This is a genomic window from Xanthobacter dioxanivorans (genome assembly GCF_016807805.1).
GTDB lineage: Bacteria > Pseudomonadota > Alphaproteobacteria > Rhizobiales > Xanthobacteraceae > Xanthobacter > Xanthobacter dioxanivorans.
This window is the reverse complement of the sequence record NZ_CP063362.1, coordinates 3,952,560-3,971,427: the sequence shown is the minus strand read 5'-3', so window position 1 is coordinate 3,971,427 and position 18,868 is coordinate 3,952,560. Positions and strand designations below refer to the sequence as shown.

At 68.9% G+C, this 18,868-nt stretch carries 21 protein-coding genes; 6 read left to right on the top strand and 15 right to left on the bottom strand.

The genetic code is table 11. The features are described 5' to 3' along the window. The first annotated feature begins 379 nt into the window (after positions 1-379). Both ugpA and ugpE read left to right on the top strand, forming a co-directional pair. Positions 380-1,264, top strand: a complete 885-nt coding sequence (ugpA, locus tag EZH22_RS18545) for a sn-glycerol-3-phosphate ABC transporter permease UgpA (RefSeq protein WP_203191978.1) — start codon at positions 380-382, stop codon at positions 1,262-1,264. Continuing rightward, the gene (gene ugpE / locus EZH22_RS18540) at positions 1,264-2,115 is read left to right on the top strand and encodes a sn-glycerol-3-phosphate ABC transporter permease UgpE (protein ID WP_203191977.1); all 852 of its coding nucleotides are present in this window, start codon (positions 1,264-1,266) and stop codon (positions 2,113-2,115) included. The genes ugpA and ugpE overlap by 1 nt, the downstream gene beginning before the upstream one ends. Positions 2,116-2,174: 59 nt before the next feature. Here the strand turns inward: ugpE and EZH22_RS18535 are convergent, their stop codons facing one another. Continuing rightward, the gene (locus tag EZH22_RS18535) at positions 2,175-2,411 is read right to left on the bottom strand and encodes an Lrp/AsnC ligand binding domain-containing protein (RefSeq protein WP_203191976.1); all 237 of its coding nucleotides are present in this window, start codon (positions 2,409-2,411) and stop codon (positions 2,175-2,177) included. A gap of 150 nt (positions 2,412-2,561) precedes the next feature. Between EZH22_RS18535 and thiD the strand changes: the two genes are divergently transcribed. Together thiD and EZH22_RS18525 are read left to right on the top strand one after the other, a co-directional pair. Next, the gene (thiD, locus tag EZH22_RS18530; RefSeq protein WP_203191975.1) at positions 2,562-3,386 is read left to right on the top strand and encodes a bifunctional hydroxymethylpyrimidine kinase/phosphomethylpyrimidine kinase; all 825 of its coding nucleotides are present in this window, start codon (positions 2,562-2,564) and stop codon (positions 3,384-3,386) included. Between the two features lie 101 nt (positions 3,387-3,487). Further along, on the top strand, positions 3,488-4,102 hold the full coding sequence (locus EZH22_RS18525; RefSeq protein ID WP_203191974.1) for a helix-turn-helix domain-containing protein: 615 nt from the start codon (positions 3,488-3,490) through the stop codon (positions 4,100-4,102). Positions 4,103-4,138: 36 nt separating this feature from the next. Here EZH22_RS18525 and EZH22_RS18520 read toward each other — a convergent pair whose 3' ends face one another. The 4 genes from EZH22_RS18520 to EZH22_RS18505 all read right to left on the bottom strand — a co-directional run bounded on the left by EZH22_RS18520 (position 4,139) and on the right by EZH22_RS18505 (position 7,373). Next, positions 4,139-5,281 (bottom strand): hypothetical protein, encoded by a 1,143-nt coding sequence (locus EZH22_RS18520; RefSeq protein WP_203191973.1) that lies wholly within the window; start codon positions 5,279-5,281, stop codon positions 4,139-4,141. Positions 5,282-5,450: 169 nt separating this feature from the next. After that, a complete protein-coding gene (locus EZH22_RS18515; RefSeq protein WP_203191972.1) occupies positions 5,451-5,885 on the bottom strand; it encodes a DUF1489 family protein in 435 nt (144 codons plus the stop codon). A gap of 19 nt (positions 5,886-5,904) precedes the next feature. Continuing rightward, positions 5,905-6,909, bottom strand: coding sequence for a hypothetical protein (locus EZH22_RS18510; RefSeq protein WP_203191971.1), 1,005 nt, complete (start codon positions 6,907-6,909; stop codon positions 5,905-5,907). A gap of 326 nt (positions 6,910-7,235) precedes the next feature. Further along, entirely contained in the window at positions 7,236-7,373 is a 138-nt protein-coding gene (locus EZH22_RS18505; protein ID WP_203191970.1) for a hypothetical protein, read from the bottom strand. 312 nt (positions 7,374-7,685) lie between these two features. On the opposite strand from EZH22_RS18505, the gene EZH22_RS18500 reads away from it, so the two are divergent. After that, positions 7,686-7,985, top strand: a complete 300-nt coding sequence (locus EZH22_RS18500; protein WP_203191969.1) for a DUF3253 domain-containing protein — start codon at positions 7,686-7,688, stop codon at positions 7,983-7,985. 3 nt (positions 7,986-7,988) lie between these two features. Here the strand turns inward: EZH22_RS18500 and EZH22_RS18495 are convergent, their stop codons facing one another. The 5 genes from EZH22_RS18495 to EZH22_RS18475 all read right to left on the bottom strand — a co-directional run bounded on the left by EZH22_RS18495 (position 7,989) and on the right by EZH22_RS18475 (position 13,278). Next, entirely contained in the window at positions 7,989-8,792 is an 804-nt protein-coding gene (locus EZH22_RS18495) for a YdcF family protein (protein ID WP_203191968.1), read from the bottom strand. A 53-nt stretch (positions 8,793-8,845) separates the two neighbouring features. After that, entirely contained in the window at positions 8,846-9,574 is a 729-nt protein-coding gene (locus tag EZH22_RS18490) for an ABC transporter ATP-binding protein (protein ID WP_203191967.1), read from the bottom strand. Beyond that, positions 9,574-10,872 carry a lipoprotein-releasing ABC transporter permease subunit gene (locus EZH22_RS18485; protein WP_203191966.1) on the bottom strand — a complete coding sequence of 433 codons (1,299 nt, stop codon included), beginning with the start codon at positions 10,870-10,872 and terminating at the stop codon, positions 9,574-9,576. The genes EZH22_RS18490 and EZH22_RS18485 overlap by 1 nt, the downstream gene beginning before the upstream one ends. Beyond that, positions 10,869-12,191 (bottom strand): proline--tRNA ligase, encoded by a 1,323-nt coding sequence (gene proS, locus EZH22_RS18480; RefSeq protein WP_203191965.1) that lies wholly within the window; start codon positions 12,189-12,191, stop codon positions 10,869-10,871. Before proS ends, EZH22_RS18485 begins: the two co-directional genes overlap by 4 nt. A gap of 451 nt (positions 12,192-12,642) precedes the next feature. Then, positions 12,643-13,278, bottom strand: coding sequence for a TetR/AcrR family transcriptional regulator (locus EZH22_RS18475; protein WP_203191964.1), 636 nt, complete (start codon positions 13,276-13,278; stop codon positions 12,643-12,645). A 243-nt stretch (positions 13,279-13,521) separates the two neighbouring features. On the opposite strand from EZH22_RS18475, the gene EZH22_RS18470 reads away from it, so the two are divergent. Then, a complete protein-coding gene (locus EZH22_RS18470; RefSeq protein ID WP_203191963.1) occupies positions 13,522-14,478 on the top strand; it encodes a homocysteine S-methyltransferase family protein in 957 nt (318 codons plus the stop codon). 54 nt (positions 14,479-14,532) lie between these two features. On the opposite strand, the gene EZH22_RS18465 is transcribed toward EZH22_RS18470, so the two are convergent. From EZH22_RS18465 to sufC, 5 genes are all read right to left on the bottom strand, one after another. Further along, positions 14,533-14,964 (bottom strand): VOC family protein, encoded by a 432-nt coding sequence (locus EZH22_RS18465; protein WP_203191962.1) that lies wholly within the window; start codon positions 14,962-14,964, stop codon positions 14,533-14,535. 6 nt (positions 14,965-14,970) lie between these two features. Then, positions 14,971-15,360, bottom strand: a complete 390-nt coding sequence (locus tag EZH22_RS18460; RefSeq protein ID WP_203191961.1) for an SUF system Fe-S cluster assembly protein — start codon at positions 15,358-15,360, stop codon at positions 14,971-14,973. Continuing rightward, positions 15,357-16,616 (bottom strand): cysteine desulfurase, encoded by a 1,260-nt coding sequence (locus EZH22_RS18455; protein ID WP_203191960.1) that lies wholly within the window; start codon positions 16,614-16,616, stop codon positions 15,357-15,359. Before EZH22_RS18455 ends, EZH22_RS18460 begins: the two co-directional genes overlap by 4 nt. Before the next feature lie 96 nt (positions 16,617-16,712). After that, on the bottom strand, positions 16,713-17,873 hold the full coding sequence (gene sufD, locus EZH22_RS18450; protein WP_231711032.1) for a Fe-S cluster assembly protein SufD: 1,161 nt from the start codon (positions 17,871-17,873) through the stop codon (positions 16,713-16,715). Positions 17,874-18,048: 175 nt separating this feature from the next. Continuing rightward, on the bottom strand, positions 18,049-18,798 hold the full coding sequence (gene sufC, locus EZH22_RS18445; protein WP_203191959.1) for a Fe-S cluster assembly ATPase SufC: 750 nt from the start codon (positions 18,796-18,798) through the stop codon (positions 18,049-18,051). Between the last annotated feature and the right edge of the window lie 70 nt (positions 18,799-18,868).

Sequence of the window (18,868 nt, the reverse complement as noted above, 5' to 3'; positions counted from 1 at the left end):
GGCCTCGCCGGCCGCCTCCCCTCTCCCCTTGCGGGAGAGGGGTTGGGGGGTGAGGGGTGGCGGGCGCTCCCCACCTCAGAATCCGGCCCCCAGCGGCTCCAGCCCCCTCACCCGTCTCGCGGCTGCGCCGCGATCCACCCTCTCCCGCGAGGGGAGAGGGGCTGTCCGGGGGCCTGTTCTCAAACCCTCCGGCCTCGCCGGCCGCCTCCCCTCTCCCCTTGCGGGAGAGGGGTTGGGGGTGAGGGGTGGCGGGCGCTCTCCACCTCAGAACCCGGCGCCCGGCGGCGCCAGCCCCCTTCGTCCCTCCGGCGTTGCCGTTGCCGGGCCGGCGCGCAATATGCGCGGCAGCCCGCTCCCCGACCCGCACGGTCCTGACCCCATGCAAGCCAAGCGCGTCACCTTCCCATCGAAGATCACGCCCTATTTGCTGCTGCTGCCGCAGGTGGCGGTGACGCTCGTCTTCTTCGTCTGGCCGGCGGGGGAGGCCATTGTCTCCTCCTTCTATGCGCAGGATGCCTTCGGACTCAGCGAGACCTTTGTGGGCCTCGCCAATTTCGCCGCCCTGCTGCGCGATCCCGCCTATCTGCAAGCGATCGGCGTCTCCTTCGTCTTCGCCTTCTGCGTCACCACGCTGGCCATGGGGCTCGGCCTGCTGTTCGCCACGGCGGCGGACGCGGTGGGCAAGGCGTCGGGCGTCTACCAGGTGCTGCTGGTGTGGCCCTATGCGGTGGCGCCGGCGGTGGCCGGCATCCTGTGGATGTTCATGTTCGACCCATCGGTCGGCCTCGTCGCCCGCGCTTTGCGCGGCGTCGGCCTCTCCTGGAACCACTTCCTCGACGGCGGGCAGGCGCTGACCCTGGTCATCCTCGCCGCCGCCTGGAAGCAGGTGAGCTACAATTTCCTGTTCTTCTATGCGGGCCTGCGCGCCATTCCGCTCGGGGCCCTGGAGGCCGCCGCCCTCGACGGGGCCGGGCCGTGGCAGCGCTTCCGCCACATCGTCTTCCCGCTGCTCGCCCCCACCAGCTTCTTCCTGCTGGTGGTGAACCTCACCTATGCCTTCTTCGACGCCTTCGGCATCATCCATGCCACCACCGGCGGCGGGCCGGGGCGGGCCACCACCATCCTCGTCTACAAGGTGTTCCGCGACGGCTTCGAGGGGCTCGACCTCGGCGGCTCCTCGGCCCAGTCGGTGATGCTGCTTTTGATCGTCATCGCGCTCACCGCCATGCAGTTCCGCCATATCGAGCGGAAGGTGAGCTACTGATGGTCGGCACCTCGCGGCTCCAGCTCATCCTCGCCCATCTCGCCCTCATCGCCGGGGTGGCGATCATGGTGCTGCCGGTCTACGTGGCCTTCGTCGCCTCCACCCATCCGGGCGCGGACTTTCTCGCCGGCCGGGTCGGCCTGGTGCCGGGGCCGGACCTCGTGGCCAACTACCGCCTTGCGCTCGGGACCGGCTCGTCCACCGCCGGCATCCCGCCGGTGGCGCCCATGCTGTGGAATTCCTTCGTGGTGGCGCTGCTGATCGCGGCGGGGAAGATCGCCATCTCCATCCTCTCGGCGTTCGCCGTCTGCTACTTCCGCTTCCCGCTCAGGGTGGCCGCCTTCTGGCTCATCTTCATCACCCTCATGCTGCCGGTGGAGGTGCGCATCCTGCCCACCTTCCAGGTGGTGGCGCGCCTCGATCTGCTGAATTCCTATGCCGGCCTCACCGTGCCGCTGATCGCCAGCGCCACGGCGACCTTCCTGTTCCGGCAGGTGTTCATGACCATTCCGGACGAGCTCACGGAAGCGGCCCTGGTGGACGGGGCGGGACCGCTGCACTTCTTCTGGTTCATCCTCTTGCCGCTCTCGCGCACCAACATCGCGGCCCTGTTCGTGATCCTGTTCCTCTACGGCTGGAACCAGTATCTGTGGCCGCTGCTGGTGACCACGGACGCCAGCTACTACACGGTGGTGATGGGCATCCGGCGCCTCGTCGGCGCGGCGGCGGAGGCGGACCCGGTGTGGCACCTGGTGATGGCCACCGCCATCCTCGCCATGCTGCCGCCGGTCCTCGTCATCGCCCTGATGCAGCGCCTGTTCGTGCGCGGGCTGACCGAGACGGAGAAGTGAGGGGCGCGTCCCGCGCCGTCCGCCCCGGGCGAGCCCGGCGGCGACGGCTGCGACGCCCCTCAGAACGCCTTGAAGGTAATGATGGTGCGGGTGTCCTGGATGCCGGGGAGGACCTGCACCTTCTGGTTCACGAAATGGCCGATGTCGGTGCCGTCCTCCACGTAGAACTTCACCAGGAGGTCGAACTCGCCCGCCGTGGAATAGATCTCCGAGGCGATTTCCGCGTCGGCGAGGGCGTCCGCCACCTCGTAGGACTTTCCGAGCTGGCACTTGATCTGGACGAAGAAGGGAACCACGGCTGAGCTCCGCTAAGGCGGTCGGGGAGGCCGGCGCGCGGCCGGCGGCGCCAAGGTGGACAAAAGCCGGTGGACTGGCAAGGGTGGCGCGGGCACGGGTCACGCGGCAACGCGACCGAATGTGCCCGCCGCACGGAGTCCTCCCCGCCCATGGCTCGCAAGATCCCCATCGCCCTCACCATCGCCGGCTCCGATTCGAGCGGCGGCGCCGGCATCCAGGCGGATCTGAAGACCTTCTCCGCCCTCGGCGTCTACGGGGCGAGCGTGATCACCGCGCTCACCGCCCAGAACACCCTGGGAGTGAACGCCATCCACGACGTGCCGGACGATTTCATCGCCGCGCAGATGGACGCCGTCTTCTCCGACCTGAAGGTGGATGCGGTGAAGATCGGCATGCTCTCGCGCCCCGGCGCCATCCGCACGGTGGCGGAGGGGCTGGCGCGGCACGGGGCAGGGAACGCAGGACGCCCGGTGGTGCTCGATCCGGTGATGGTGGCGGCCTCCGGGGCGCGGCTCCTCTCCGATGATTCCCTCGCCGGCCTGAAGGCGCTGCTGCTGCCGGTGGCCGACCTCCTCACCCCCAATTTGCCGGAGGCGGCGGCCCTGCTCGGCACGGACGTGGCCCGCGACGAGGACGCCATGCACCGCCAGGGTGAGGCCCTCATGGCGCTGGGGGCAAGGGCGGTGCTGATGAAGGGCGGGCACGGGGAGGGACCGGAAAGCGTCGACCTGCTGGTGACCCCCGCCGGCCTCACCCGCCTCGCCAGCCCGCGCCACCCCACGCACAACACCCACGGCACCGGCTGCACCCTGTCCTCCGCCATCGCCGCCGGCCTCGCGGCGGGGCTGGCGCTGGAGGCGGCGGTGGCGCGGGCCAAGGCCTACATCACCGAAGCCATCGCCGCGGCGGACGCGCTGGAGGTGGGAGCCGGACACGGGCCGGTGCACCATTTCCACGCCCTCTGGCGCGCATGAGCGCAGGACCGTGTTCCTTTACCGAAACGGTCTTCCATCCGCGTCCTCTGGCCAGTATCGTCCGGCACGGCGAACGTTCGTTCGATGAAAGGATCGCTGGCATGGCTGTGAAGGACCGCGGCGGGACCCATCTGGAGACCGGTGCGCAAGTCATTACCGGGCAGCTCGGCAAGACCATCCAGCGCCTGCGCAAGGCCTACAACCTCTCGCTCTCGGATCTCGCCGAGCAGTCCGGCGTGGCGAAATCCATCATCAGCCAGATCGAACGCAACGAGACGAACCCGACGCTGGCCACCGTCTGGCGGCTGTCGCAGGCGCTCGACATGTCAGTGGAGCGGGTGCTCGCCTCCTCCGACGACGCCCCCTTCGTGGAGAAGCTGACGCGGGCCGACACGCCGATCCTGCTCTCCGAGGACGGGCTGGTTCGCCTGTCCATCATCGGCTGGATCAAGACGGTGGAGTGGCTGCAATATTACGACCTGTACGCCGAGCCCAAAGGCGAGCTCGATTCGGACGGCCACCAGCGCGGCTCCATCGAGTGCCTCACCGTGCTCTCCGGCGCGCTCGAGGTGGAGGTGGGCGGCGTCATCGAGACCGTGCGCGAGGGCGAGACGGTGCGCTATCGCTGCGACCGCCGCCACGTCATCCGCAACCGCTCCGACACCCAGGCCCACGCCTTCATGGTGTGCCTGCTGAAGGCGGCCGTGCTGGAGTGAGGGGCGCGCGGTTCCGCGCCCCTCCCCCGAAGGCGCTCACTCGTCGGTGAGCGGGCCGAGGATCAGCATCTCCAGCTTCACCCAGTTGGAGAGCTGCACGTTGGTGAGCTTCTCCGCCTTGAGGTCCCAGGTGACTTCCGAACGGGTGGGGCCGACGCACTTGTCCTTGCCGTCGTCGCCCTTCACGCGCTTGCAGGCGTCCTCGCTGTCATTGTAGTAGACGCGCCCGTAAAGGCCCGGCTTCGACTGGTCGGCGCTGGAGAAGAACGCATCCGACTGCGCCTGCGCCGCGGACGAATCAAAGAAGGACTGGTCCGAATTCACCGCCTGCTCGTTCCAGCGCAGGTTGTATTCGTAGTAGCCCGTGTAAGGCTTCTTCTTGCCGCCCTTGTCGGTGAAGTTGCCTTCCTCCTCCACGAAGCGGATCGAGCCGGACACGCGGTCGGTGAAGGACCGGTCGGCCACCGTGTAGGTGAAGCTCACGCCATTGGCGTCGGTCAGCCAGTTGCCGAGCTCGTAGTCGTAGTCGAGATTGCCGGAGACCCGCGTCTCCGGCAGGAAGGCGAACGGGCCGGAGGCGAGCTGGGTGCGCTCGAACCGCAGCGGGTCCGGGTTCTTCACCTGGATCGACACGGTCTTGCCGTCCACCACGCGCGAATAGACCTTGGTGGCCTCCTTCTGCGCCTTGCGGAACTGCTCGCCCACCTCCCACCAGCGGGTCACGTTGCGCCCCTGGATGGAGCCGCCGAAGGCGGAGGAGGTCTGGTTGCCCTTCACCACGTCGATGCGCAGCCGGCCGGCATCGGGGATGTAGCGGCCGTTATTGTCGATCTGCAGCTCGCCGCGCAGGATCGCCACCTCGCGGGCGATCTGGGACGGGTTCGACGGGTTCACCACGTCGAACTTCACCGAATAGACGAGGCTCTTGCCCGGCGTCCGCTGCACCGAGCCCTTGAGAATCATCAGGTCCGCCACCGCCAGCTCGGAGATCTCGTAGAGATCGGTGCCGCTGGTGGAACGGGCGGAGCGGGAATTGTAGTCCACTGTCATGCTGCCCGTGAGCCTCGCCTTGTCGGCGGGAATCTCCTTCAACGCCGGGCTCTGCTGCGCCAACGCGGCACCCGCCGCAAGAAGGCTCGCGGCACAGGCGAGCGTGGCCGGCACGATGCGTCTGGTCATGTCTTTCATCCCTAAGGTCGCGGCGAGAACGCATGGTGGCAACGCCCCTTGCCGCCACCCCTTCCGTAACGGGAAGGAGCCGTTCAGTCGCGCACAATGACGGCGCCTTCCTGAACGCAACATGACGAACCGTGAGGGACGGTGCAATCGGGCCGACGCCGGGCGATGCTCACAGAAGGCCGAGATCGCGCAGCTCGCGGCGCATCTCCTCGGGCAGGTCGCCGGCGGCCTCCTCGCGGGCGAGATCCTTCGGCGCCTCGCCGGGCGCCAGGTAGCGCCAGCCCTGGAACGGCCGCGCCGGACGCGGCACCACCGGCACCACCTGCGGATCGAGCACCAGGGCGCACCGCCGGATGCCCTCGCCGTCGACGAAGGTGCGCAGGTCGAGAAGCGTCTGGCGCGCCGCCACCTCCCCCTTGATCACCCAGTAGAGCGAGCCGCCGGAAAGCAGCTCGTCCCGCCGCGCCGGCACCATGCGGGTCACGTGCACCTGCTCGAAGGCGACGCCGGCCTTGCGGGCGGCGGCGGCACGTCCGGCGATCCAGTCCTCCAGATCGGCGATGGAGGTCGCGCCGACGCAGAGCTTGATGAGGTGAAGCGGCATGGCGGTGCGAGGCGGCCGGCTACTGGCCTGCCGGCGCGTCCGGCTCGGCCTGCTGGTCAGGCTCCGCCTGGGGCTGCGCCGCCGGGGCCGGCTGGGGCCGCGGACGCGGCGCGGCCGGGCGAGGCGCGGCCGTCGCGGCGGCGGCGGCGGGCGGGGCCGGCGGACGGGCCGGGCGCGGCGGCGGCAGAGGCGCCGGCGGCGGCGGGGCGGCGGCCGGCGCCTCCTGCGGTTCCTCCACCGGAAGATTGGCGACCGGCGGGTGTTCTGCGGCCGCCGTGGCGTTGTCGCGCGGCGTGACAGCGAAGCCGAAGGGGCCGGACCTAGTCGGCGTCGCCTGGGTGACCGTTCCGCGATTGCGCGCGTTGCGCTCCCAGATGGGGCCGTACTTGCTGACGAGGGCGGCGTAGCGGCCTTCGGCCATGTTGGCGAGAATCCGCGCCGGATCGCCCACCACCGCCGCCTGGGGGCAATAGCTGGGGGTGCAGCCGGAATAATCCACCAGGGCGGCGGCCACGAGGCCGTACGGGTCCTGTTCCAGCGGCTTGCGCCAGGCGGCGATGCGCTCGGTGAGATAGGAGGCGTCGCGGCGGCGCACGAACTCGAAGGCGTCCTCCACCAGCGCCATGCGCGCACGCACCAGGGCACGGGCCGCCGCCACCGAATCCGGCCGCTCGAACAGCACCATCTCGCACACGTTCACCAGTTGCTGGTCGGCGGACAGGCAGCCCAGCGCCTGCGACTGCGCCGCCGCGGCGTCGAGCGAGGCGGCGCGCGCCTCGAGCGCCTTCGCCTCGGCGATGCCGGAGGACGTGTTGATCTGGCGCACCAGCGCCGTGCCGACCGCGAGACCACCCACCAGAATGCCGATCAGGACGAGGATGGTGAGCGGGTTCTCGTTCGGCTCCGAGCGCACGAACAGCAGGAACACGAACACCGCGCCGATCACGAGCGAGGCCAGCACAACCCAGCCCGGCACGACCAGCGACGTGTTCACGATGCCCAGGGCTTGGGCGATCCACTCCATATCGTCATCCTCCGCGGAAGCACTTCACAAGACCTGCTCCGCCGGCCGGCGGGTCTGCCCTGCCCGTTCGGAACGCTTCCGCCTTGCGGCCGGCGACAGAGGCCGCTTTGCCCCCGTCCCCGGCGGGCGGATGATCCTACCGGGCAGCGGGCAAGGCAACGCGACGGGGCCACCGTCGGCGCACATGGTAAAGCATTTGCCCCGGCGCCGAAATGCGCATGGGCCGGCGGCAACCCGAAGGCTGCGCCGACCGTCGCCAATGGGACAATACCTTCATTTTTATGAGTTTTCCGGCGGGCGCGCCGCCCGGCCGGGGACCCCGGGGCTCAGACGGGCCGAACCATCGCCGGATCGAAGCCGCCGAAAAGGTAGACGACGGTGACGGCGACGAGAAACACGGCAAGGGCGGTGCGCGCCACGCCCCAGCAGGAGCGGCGATGGAGATAACCTTGAGTCAGATTCATGATGGAAGCTGGATCTTTCGACATGTCCCCGCGGCACGCGAAGCGTTCCGCAACGCACCATGATTTAAGATTTTATGAACCAAACGGCAAGTCGTTCGCAAAAGCAGGCGATGGCGTTGTCGCGCCCCGGCCGTTGCCGCCGCGTCGCCTTTTGCCCTAAGAGCCGGGACCGCTCCCCTGCGGCTCGCCCGACGCGATTCGCCTGGCAGCGGTAAATCCGTTTCTGTTCCATCGTTCAGAGCCACAACGCCGCGTCGCGGCATGCCCGGAAGCGTTTCCCCGGGCCCGCGCGCCCACCAGAAGCAGACGGCAATGACCAACGCTCCGCAGCCAAGCCCTGACGCCGAGGACCACCTGCCCGACGAGGCGGAAGCCGAGGCGGTGCTGCTGCGCCTGTCGGCGGCGTGCGCGCCGGGCAAGAGCCTCAGTCCCATGGACGCGGCGCAGGCGCTGATGCCGAAGGACCAGTGGCAGCGCGCCCTGCCCCTGGTGCGGCGCGTGGCGGTCCGGCTGGCGCTGGACGGGCGCCTGATGATCTATCGCAAGGGCAAGGTGGTGGACCCCGCCGACTTCCGCGGCGTCTACCGCCTCGGCCCGCCGCGCGACGAGTGAGCCTCACGGGGCGGGAAACAGCGCCGTGGTCTTGCCGGAAAAATAGTAGGCGATCAGGCCCACCCACTCCTTCACCCCCACGTCGGTGAGGTTGAGGCCGGAGGCGGCGCGCGAGAAGGGGGCGTCGAGGCCGCCGGGGCCGATGGTGCGATAGTCCACCGGATAGGCGACCACGTCGAAGCCGGCCTTGCGGAAGCAGCCCATGGCGCGCGGCATGTGGAAGGCGCTGGTCACCAGCAGCCAGCGCTCCCCCGGCCTGGGCTTCAGCACCGCCCTGGCGAATTCGGCATTCTCCGCGGTGTTGCGGGATTTCTCCTCGAACTCCACCCGCGCGACCGGAATGCCGAGATCCGGCAGGGCGAGGCGCATCATCTCCGCCTCCAGCGCCGGGCCGCCCGGCAGCAGCGCGCCCGAACCGCCGACGAAGGCGAGGCGCGCGTCGGGATATTTGCGGGCCAGCGCGCCGAAGGCGATGGCCCGCTCGCCGGCCTCGGCGAAGGCCGGCACGCCGCGGGCGAGGCCGACTTCCGGCACCTCGGCGCCGCCGAGCACGATGATGCCGGTGACCGGCCGGCCATCCTGCGCGAACTGGGGAAAGCGGTCCTCGAGTGGGGCGAACAGGTAGTTCGCCGCCGGCGAAAAGCCGAGCACCACCCAGCCCGCCACCGCCACCACGATCAGCGCTCCGCCCAGCCGACGCAGGCGGACGGCCCGCAGCAGCAGGCCGAGCACGGCCAGCAGCACCAGCGCATTGGACGGCGCCACCAGGAACCACAGCACCTTCGAGGCGGTGAAGAAGGAATCCATGTCGCGGGCGGCCTTTGCGAAGTGGGGCGGATGCACCGCCCGGGCGGGGTCCGTCAGGCGAGCTCGACCACCTTGCCCTCGCGCAGCGTGACGCGGCGGTCCATGCGCGAAGCCAACTCCAGGTTGTGGGTGGCGATGAGGGCGGCGACGCCGGTGGCGCGCACCAGTTCCGTCAGGGCTCCGAAGACGTGGTCGGAGGTCTTGGGGTCGAGGTTGCCGGTGGGCTCGTCCGCCAGCAAGAGGCGCGGCGCGTTGGCGAGCGCGCGGGCGATGGCCACCCGCTGCTGCTCGCCGCCGGACAGCTCCGAGGGCCGGTGCGTCAGGCGGGCGCCGAGGCCGAGATAGGTCAGCAGGTCCTTGGCCCGCGCGTCCGCCTCCTTGCGCGAGAGGCCGCGGATCATCTGCGGCATGGACACGTTCTCAACCGCCGAGAGTTCCGGCAGCAGATGGTGGAACTGGTAGATGAAGCCGATGGACAGGCGGCGGATGCGCGTGCGCTCCCCGTCGCCGAGGCGCGCGGTGGGGATGCCGTCGATGAACACCTCCCCGGCATCCGACTGTTCCAGCAGCCCGGCGATGTGCAGCAGCGTGGACTTGCCGGAGCCGGAGGGCGCGACCAGCGCCACCGACTGGCCGTGGGAGATGGCAAGGTCCGCCCCGCGCAGGACCTCGATGGCCCCCTGCCCCTGCGAATAGCGGCGCACCACGCCGGTCAGCGCCAGCGCGAGCGGGGGTCGGGCACCCTGGGCGGTGCGGCCTCGGGGATTAACGGGGGTGTCCATCACTCGTATCTCAGGGCTTCCACCGGATCGAGCCGGGCCGCCCGCCAGGAGGGATAGAGGGTGGCGAACAGCGACAGCGCCAGCGCCATGAGCACGACGGAGGCGGTCTCGCCGAAATTCATCTGGGCGGGCAGCCGGCTCAGATAATACAGCTCCGGCGAGAACAGCTCGGTTGCGGTGAGCCAGGAGATGAACTGGCGGATGCTCTCGATGTTGAGGCACACCACCACCCCCAGCAGCAGCCCCGAAAGGGTGCCCACCACGCCGATGGAGGCGCCGGTGATCAGGAAGATGCGCATGATCGCCCCGCGCGTCGCCCCCATGGTGCGCAGGATGGCGATGTCGTGCCCCTTGTCCTTCACCAGCATGATGAGGCCGGACACGATGTTGAGCGCCGCCACCAGCACGATCAGGGTGAGGATCAGGAACATGACGTTGCGCTCCACCTGGAGCGCGTTGAAGAAGGTGGCGTTGCGCAGCCGCCAGTCCACCAGGTAGACCGGCCGCTCGGCCGAGCTCTGGATGGCGGCGCGCAGCTCGCCCACGTCGTCGGGATTGTGGAGGTAGACCTCGATGGCGTTCACGTCGCCATTGCGGTTGAAATAGGCCTGCGCCTCGGGCAGCGGCATGAAGACGAAGGCGCTGTCGTATTCCGACATGCCGATCTCGAACACCGCGGCGATCTTGTAGACCTTGATGCGCGGCGAGGTGCCCATGGGGGTCACGGCGCCGCGTGGCGCCACCAGGGTGATGTTGTCGCCGGCCCGGAGCGAGAGCTGGTCGGCGAGGCGCTTGCCGATGGCGATGCCCTGCCCCTGGTCGAAATTCTCCAGCGTGCCCTGGCGGATGTTGTGGGAGATGGAGGGCAGCTCGCGCAGGTCCTTCTCGGCGAGGCCGCGCACCAGCACGCCCGAGGCGCCGAAGGGCGAGGAGGCCAGCGCCTGCCCCTCCACCAGCGGCACCGCGAGGCGGATGCCGTTGAGCTTGGCGATGCGCTCGGCCACCGCCGCATAGTCGGTCAGCGGCGATTCAAGCGGCTGGACGAGGACGTGGCCGTTGAGGCCGAGGATCTTGCCCAGCAATTCCTGCCGGAAGCCGTTCATCACCGCCATGACGATGATGAGGGTCGCCACCCCCAGCATGATGCCGAGGAAGGAGAAGCCGGCGATGACGGAGATGAAGCCTTCCTTGCGCCGGGCCCGCAGGTAGCGCAGCGACAGCATCCACTCGAACGGCGCGAACGGGCGCGTCGCCACCGGGTCCTCGCCGCTCCGCGTCACCGCCCCGGTTGCCGTCATGCCTTCAGCCTCTCCAGGATGTCGCCCGGCGCGATCAGTTCGCGCGAGCCGTCCACGCGGCGCTTCAGTTCCACCTTGCCCTCGGCGAGGCCCTTCGGCCCCACCAGGATCTGCCACGGCAGGCCGATGAGGTCGGCGGTGGCGAACTTCGCGCCCGCCCGCTCGTCGGTGTCGTCGTACAGCACGTCATAGCCTGCCGCCGTCAACGCCGCGTAAAGCCCGCCGCAGGCGGCCTCGGTGGCGCTGTCGCCGGCCTTGAGGTTGAGGATGCCCACCTGGAACGGGGCCACCGCATCCGGCCAGATGATTCCGGCCTCGTCATGGCTGGCCTCGATCATGGCGGCCACGAGGCGGGACGGCCCGATGCCGTAGGAGCCCATGTGGAGCGTGCGCTCGGTGCCGTCCGGCCCCTGCACCCGGGCGCCGAAGGGCTCGGAATACTTGGTGCCGAAATAGAAGATGTGCCCCACCTCGATGCCGCGCGCCGCCATGCGGCGCGGCTCGGGAATGGCGTTGAAGGCGGCCTCGTCGTGCTTCTCCGAGGTGGCGGCGTAAAGCTGCGTCCAGCGGTCGAACACGGACTGCAGCCCGGCCGCGTCGTCGAAGTTCACGTCGGCGGAGGGCGGCGCCATGTCGAGATAGTCGCCGTGGCAGAACACCTCGCTCTCGCCGGTGGAGGCGAGGATGATGAACTCGTGGGAAAGATTGCCGCCGATCGGTCCCGTGTCCGCCACCATCGGAATCGCCTTGAGCCCCATCCGCGCGAAAGTGCGCAGATAAGCGACGAACATCTTGTTGTAGGAATGGCGGGCGCCGGCGGCATCGAGGTCGAAGGAATAGGCGTCCTTCATCAGGAACTCGCGCGAGCGGTAGACGCCGAAGCGCGGGCGCACCTCGTCCCGGAACTTCCACTGGATATGGTAGAGGTTCAGCGGCAGGGCCTTGTAGGACTTCACGTAGGCGCGGACGATCTCGGTGATCATCTCCTCGTTGGTCGGGCCGAAGAGCATGTCGCGCTCGTGCCGGTCCTTGATACGCAGCATCTCCTTGCCATAATCGTCGTAGCGCCCGCTCTCCCGCCACAGGTCGGCGGACTGGATGGTGGGCATCAGCATCTCGATGGCGCCGGAGCGGTTCTGCTCCTCGCGGATGATGTTGCACACCTTGTTGAGCACGCGGTGGCCCAGCGGCAGCCAGGCATAGATGCCCGCCGCCTCCTGCCGGATCATGCCCGCCCGCAGCATCAGGCGGTGCGAGACGATCTCCGCCTCCTTCGGGACTTCACGCAGGATGGGAAGGAAATAGCGGGAGAGACGCATCGGCAGGCCCGGGTGGCTGGAGCGAAGGGGAAAATCGGTCGGCGGGAGTGAAAGCGGATGGAGGACGAAAAGACAAGTGCGGCGGCGGCCGGGACGGCGGGAGGACCGCGGGAGGACCACGGTGTCCTGCAACCATGATGCGGTGCAGCGAAAGGTTTATTGCGGCGCAAGGATGACAAACGACACATTCTTGTTCTATTTTCACGGCGCACAAGAAAGGGGACCGTCGCCTCCCAGCCAGAGGGTGGTGAATGCGGTCCAGGTCTCGGGAGGAATCACAAAAAAGCCGACCGACGGCCGCCTCGCGGGCTCATGCCTCTTGGGCGCATACGGAATCGGCATCACGGATTGGCCGCGCCGCGGAAAAACGGACTTCAGATCCGCACCCGGCGCAGGACCCGTGGAATCAAAAAGGCGAGGCCATTCGGGCCTCGCCTTTTCTTTTTCCGCCCTACCCGGCCGTCCGCTCCGAGAACAGCAGGCGCACATGAGTCCTGAACTGCAGCACCTGCCGCGGCAGGATGGTGGGGTCCTTCAGCGCCCGGCCGAGGATCAGCGCGCCCTCCACCAGGGTCGCCAGCATGTCGGACAGGGCCTCCACGTCCAGCGGCTCCCGGGGCGGATGAGCCATGGCGATGGCCTCGAACCGCGCCCGGAAGCGGTCGCGCCAGGCCAGCATGGACCGGGCGTTCAGCTCGCGAATCTCCCGGTTGAACAGCTGGTCCTGGTAGCAGAAGGAAGCGGCGAGGCAGCCCGGATGGGCCTCGGGGAGCTGTGCCATCATCTCCGCGAACAGCTTCAGCGCGATGAGCAGCCCATGCAGCGGGTCTTCGTGCAGTTCGTCGGCGCGGCGGAACAGATCGTCGAGCAGGGCCCGGTCGCGCTCCAGATAGCGCAGCATCATGGCCTTGGCGAGCTCGGTCTTGTCCTTGAAATGATAGAAAAATCCGCTCTTGGTGATGCCGACCGCGGAAATCAGCTCCTCGATGGAGGTGGCCGCGAAGCCCTTGGCCAGGACGGCCTCCTCCGCCAGCGCGAGGATCCTCTCGCGCGTCTCGCTGCCTCTGCGCGGCGCCTGGTCAAGCATGCGCCTGCTGTACCACAGGTACAGTTGACAGGAAACGCTGGCTTCCGCTGCGGCACCTCAAACACCCCGCCCGGAGTGGAAAATAAAAAGCGGCGCAAGAGCTTGTCTGATTTTCCCGGACGCTTGACCACGAGTCGGCTGGAACGGCGCAGGCGCGCGCCGCATGTTTCGCGCCGTCGCGGCGCCGGCTCTTCAATGCATTGAAGGCCCTCCGGGTGCCGTTCCGCTCCGCTGGAGACCCGAATGAGCAAGTATCGCGCGGCACTGCCGCAATTGTCCGAGCGCGTGTTTCTGATGGATGGCGGGCTGGAGACCACCCTCGTTTTCCATCAAGGTATTGATCTGCCCTTCTTCGCCGCCGCGGATCTGCTGAAGGACAAGGCGGGCACGCAGCGCCTGCGCACCTATTACGACCATTATGCCGGCCTTGCCGCCGAAGCCGGGCTCGGCTTCGTGCTGGATTCCCCCAACTGGCGCTCGAGCCCGGACTGGGGCGCCAGAATGGGCCTGTCCCTGTCGGCGCTGGAGGACATCAACCGAAGCGGCGTCGCCCTGATGGAGGAGATCCGCCAGCGGCACGAGACGGCGCGCGCCCCCATGGTGGTCTCCGGCGTGGTGGGTCCGCGCGGCGACGGCTACAAGGCGGAGGCGACGATGAGCGCGGCCGAGGCCCGCGATTACCACGCCTGGCAGATCGGCATCTTCGCGCGCACCTCGGCCGACATGGTCGCGGCCTACACGCTGAACTATGTGGAGGAAGCCATCGGCATCGCGCTGGCGGCGCGGGAGGCCGGGCTTCCGGCCGCCGTCTCCTTCACCCTGGAAACGGACGGGCGCCTGCCGTCCGGCCAGTCGCTGAAGGATGCGATCCGGGAGACCGACGCGGCCACCGCAGGCGCACCGGCCTATTACCTCATCAATTGTGCCCACCCCACCCATTTTGCCGGCATCCTCGAGCCGGGGGCGGACTGGACGGCGCGCCTGCGCGGGCTGCGCGCCAACGCCTCGCGCCGCAGCCACGCGGAACTCGACGCCTCGCCGGACCTCGACGCCGGCGATCCGGTGGAGCTTGGCCGCCTCTATCGCGACATCCGCACGCGCATGCCCCAGTTCACGGTGCTCGGCGGCTGCTGCGGCACCGACCACCGCCACGTGGAGCAGATCCGCTTCGCCTGCACGGCGCAGGATCGGGTGGCGTGAGGCAGGGGCATCCACCCCGCCGCCGGAGCGCTGCCACGGTGCCGCCAGACCGCCCTAATAATTCGCCCACAGCCCGGGGCTGGCGATCTCCGCCAGGTTCCCGTCGGGGTCGCGGAAATAGAGGCTGACGGAGCCCTTCGGCCAATGCACCTCGCCCTCGATGGCGACGTCGTGGGCGGTGAGGTGCGCCCGCCAGGGCTCCATGTCCTCCGCCGCCACGGCAAAGGCGAAATGCAGGCGGCCGGTGCCGTCATGGGGCGGGATGGTGCCGCCGAACGGCAGCGCGATCGCCGCGCCGGCGGTGCCGCGCACGAACAGCAGCAGCACCGTGCCGCCCACCGGATAGGCGGCGAAGCGGTCGTCGGCGAGCATGGGGGCAAGGCCCAGCACGCCTTCGTAGAAGGCGCGGGCGCGGGCGAGATCATCCACGTAGAGGCCGGTTTCGACCACCCGGCCGAGCGGCGGAGCGGGGCGCGCGCCGCTCACCTGAGCTCACCAGAGGTTGAGCGTCGCGCGGGCTTCCTCGGACATGCGGCCCTGGTCCCACGGCGGGTCGAAGGTGATGTCCACCTTCACGTCCGCGACCCCCGGAACGGTCGCGACCGCGCTTTCCACCATGCCCGGCAGCTCGGCGGCGGCGGGGCAGTTGGGGGTGGTCAGCGTCATCTCCACCGCCACGGTGTGATCGTCGGAGATGTCCACCTTGTAGATGAGGCCCAGCTCATAGATGTCCACCGGGATCTCCGGATCGTAGACGGTCTTGAGCGCGCCCACGATCTCGTCCGTGAGGCGGGTCAGCTCCGCCTCGGGGATGGCGGACTTGATCTGCGGCTGGTGCGCCGCCTCGGCGGCCTTCGTATCGGGGGCGTTCGTATCGGTCATGCGAACAAATCCTGCGCCTTGACGAGGGCGTCCACCAGACGGTCCACGTCGGCGCGCGTGTTGTAAAGGGCAAAGGATGCGCGGCACGTCGCTGAAGCACCATATCGGGCCAAAAGCGGCTGCGCGCAATGGGTGCCGGCCCGCACCGCGACGCCGTAGCGGTCGATGACGGTGGCCACGTCGTGCGGATGGGCCCCCTTCATCTCGAATGAGATGATGGCGCCCTTGCCCGGCGCGGTGCCGATGATGCGCAGGGAATTGAGCATTCCCAAGCGCTCGTGGGCGTAGGTCGAAAGCGCATGCTCGTGCGCTTCGATGCGTTCGCGGCCGATGGACTTCACATATTCGATGGCGGCGCCCAGTCCGATCGCCTGAACAATTGGAGGTGTTCCAGCTTCAAATCTGTGGGGGGGCACGCCATAGGTGACGTAATCTTCCGTCACCTCGCGGATCATCTCGCCCCCACCTTCGTAGGGTGGCATCTGCGCGAGCAGGCCCAGCTTGCCGTAGAGCACGCCGATTCCCGTGGGCGCGTAGAGCTTGTGGCCGGTGACGGCGTAGAAATCCACGTCGAGGTCGCGCACGTCCACCGGCATGTGGACGATGGCCTGGCAGCCGTCCACCACCACCTTCGCCCCCACGGCGTGGGCGGCGGCGGCGATCTCCTTGATGGGCGTGACCGTGCCCAGCACGTTCGACATCTGGGTGATGGCGACGATCTTCGTGCGCGCGCTGAGCAGGCCCTGGAACGCCTCGAAATCGAACGACCCGTCCTCGCGCACCGGCGCCCACCTGATCACCGCGCCCTTGCGCTCGCGCAGGAAATTCCACGGCACGATGTTGGAATGGTGCTCCATGATGGACAGCACGATCTCGTCGCCCGCCTCGATGGACTGGCCCAGCGAGGACGCCACCGTGTTGATGGCCCCGGTGCCCGAGCGGGTGAAGATGACCTCCTCCACCGATGCGGCATTGATGAAGCCGCGCACGCTCTCGCGCGCCTCCTCGAAGGCCTCGGTGGCGGCATTGGCGAGAAAATGCAGGCCGCGGTGGACGTTGGAATATTCCCGCTCGTAGGCGGTCACCATGCGCTGGATCACCTGCCGCGGCTTCTGCGCCGAGGCGGCGTTGTCGAGATAGACCAGCGGATGGCCGTTCACCTCGAGCGACAGCGCCGGAAAATCGGCGCGCACCGCCTCCACGTCGAAGGTGTCGCCGGAAACGGCGGGGTGGAGGGGGGAAGAGGCAGTCGTCATGGCAATCGGGTCCTCATGCAATCGGTTCGGCCTAATGCCCCCGGCGCCCATCGCCGTGTCATCCCCCGGCTCGTCAAGCCGGCGCTAGGCCGCCCCTCACCCCGCGCGTTGCTCCAGCCACACCATCATGCGGTCCATGAGGACGTCGCGCAGCGCCTCGTCCTCCACATATTCCACCGCCTCGCCCACGAAGGCCTGGATCAGCAGCTTCTCGGCCTCCTTCTCGGGCAGGCCGCGCGAGCGCAGGTAGAACAGCATCTTGTCGTCCAGGGCGCCGGCGGTGGCGCCATGGCCGCACTGCACGTCGTCGGCGAAGATCTCCAGCTCGGGCTTGTTGTCCATCTCCGCATCGTCGCTCAGCAGCAGAGACTGGCTCATCATGCGCCCATCCGTCTTCTGGGCATCGCGACGCACCACGATCTTGCCCTGGAAGACGCCGCGCGCCCTGTCGGCGAGCACGGTCTTGAACAGCTCGCGGCTTTCGCAGCCCGCCACCGCATGGTCGATGAGCAAGGTGGTGTCGCCGTGCTGGCGATCCTTGAGCAGGCTGGCGCCGCGAATGCCGGCCGTGGCCCCCGCGCCGGCGAAGCGGCCGAAGACGGAATAGCGCGACAGGCCCGCCCCGCGCGCCAGGGAGAACAGGTCGAGCCGCGACCCCCGCCCCAGCTCCACCATGAGCGTGGACAGATGCAGGGCGGCCTCGCCTTCTTCCTGGAGGCGGACCAGATGGACCACCGCCGTGTCCTCCACCACCAGCTCAACCGCGTGGTTCGCGTGGTAGGCGACGCCGGCGCGGCCGGAGAAGCTCTCCACCAGCGTCAGCTCGGCGCCCTCCTCCACCACCACGATGGTGCGGGTGAAGCCGGCGAAAGCCTCGTCCGAGGGAAAGACGTGGGCGAGGTGCACCGGCTTTTCCACCCGGGTGCCGGCGGCGACGCGCAGCACCAGACCTTCGCCGAGGAAGCCGGCATTGAGCGCGAACGCCCCGTCATAGCGCTCCGGCGCCAGCGCGCCGATGCGATCCGCCAGCGCATCGCCCGCCGCGATGGCGCTCGCCAGCGGCAGCGCGGTGACGCCCTCGGGCAGCGCCCCGAGATCGGATTCGCCGGGCGCCAGAACCCCGCTGACGAACAGCATGCGCGCGGCATGGGGCACGCGCAGGGCCCGGGCATCGGCCTCGGCGCGGGCCGCCGCGTCGGGGGGCCGGCCAGCGCCGGAAAGTCCCGCACCGCCGCGCGCAGGTCCGTATATTTCCATTCCTCCACCCGCCGGTGCGGCAGGCCGTGGGCGCGGAACGCCTCCAGCGCGTCGCGGCGCAGGTCGCCGATGCGCCCCTGCCCGGCTTCCTTTTCAAGCTGCGCCGCGAGCGTGGCGGCGATGGCTTCCTCGGCCGCGGTGCGGGCCGGTCGAAGGGTGATGTTCATGGCCGCGCTCACGCCGCGTCCTGGGCATAGGCCGCATAGCCGGATTCCTCCAGCTCCAGCGCCAGCTCGGGGCCGCCGGTGCGCACGATGCGGCCCTTGTGCATGACGTGCACCACGTCCGGCACGATATGGTCGAGCAGGCGCTGGTAGTGGGTGATGACCAGCATGGAGCGGTTCGGCGCGCGCAGCGCGTTCACCCCCTGCGCCACCACCTTGAGCGCGTCGATGTCGAGGCCGGAATCGGTCTCGTCGAGAATGCAGAGCTTCGGCTCCAGAAGCGCCATCTGCAGGATCTCGTTGCGCTTCTTCTCGCCGCCGGAGAAGCCCACGTTCACCCCGCGCCGGAGCATCTCGGTGGAGATGCCGAGGTCGGGGGCCTTCGCGCGCACCAGCTTGAGGAAGTCGGGGGTGGAGATCTCCTCCTCGCCGCGCGCCTTCTTCTGTGCGTTCATGGCGGCACGCAGGAACTGCATGTTGGCGACGCCGGGGATCTCGATGGGATACTGGAAGGCGAGGAACACCCCCGCCGCGGCGCGGGCATCCGGCGGAAGGTCGAGCAGGTCCCGGCCGTTGAAGGTGACGGTTCCGTCCGTCACCTCATAGTCCGGCTTGCCGGCGAGGACGTAGGAGAGCGTCGACTTGCCGGAGCCGTTCGGCCCCATGATGGCGTGCAGCTCGCCATCGGGAATGGTGAGGTCGAGGCCCTTCAGGATCTCTTTGTCGCCGATGCGGGCGTGCAGGTTCTTGATTTCGAGCATGTGTCCGATTCCTTGAACTGTTCAGGGCGTCCCGGGCGATCTCGAACCGCCCGTCATGCCCGGGCTCCTC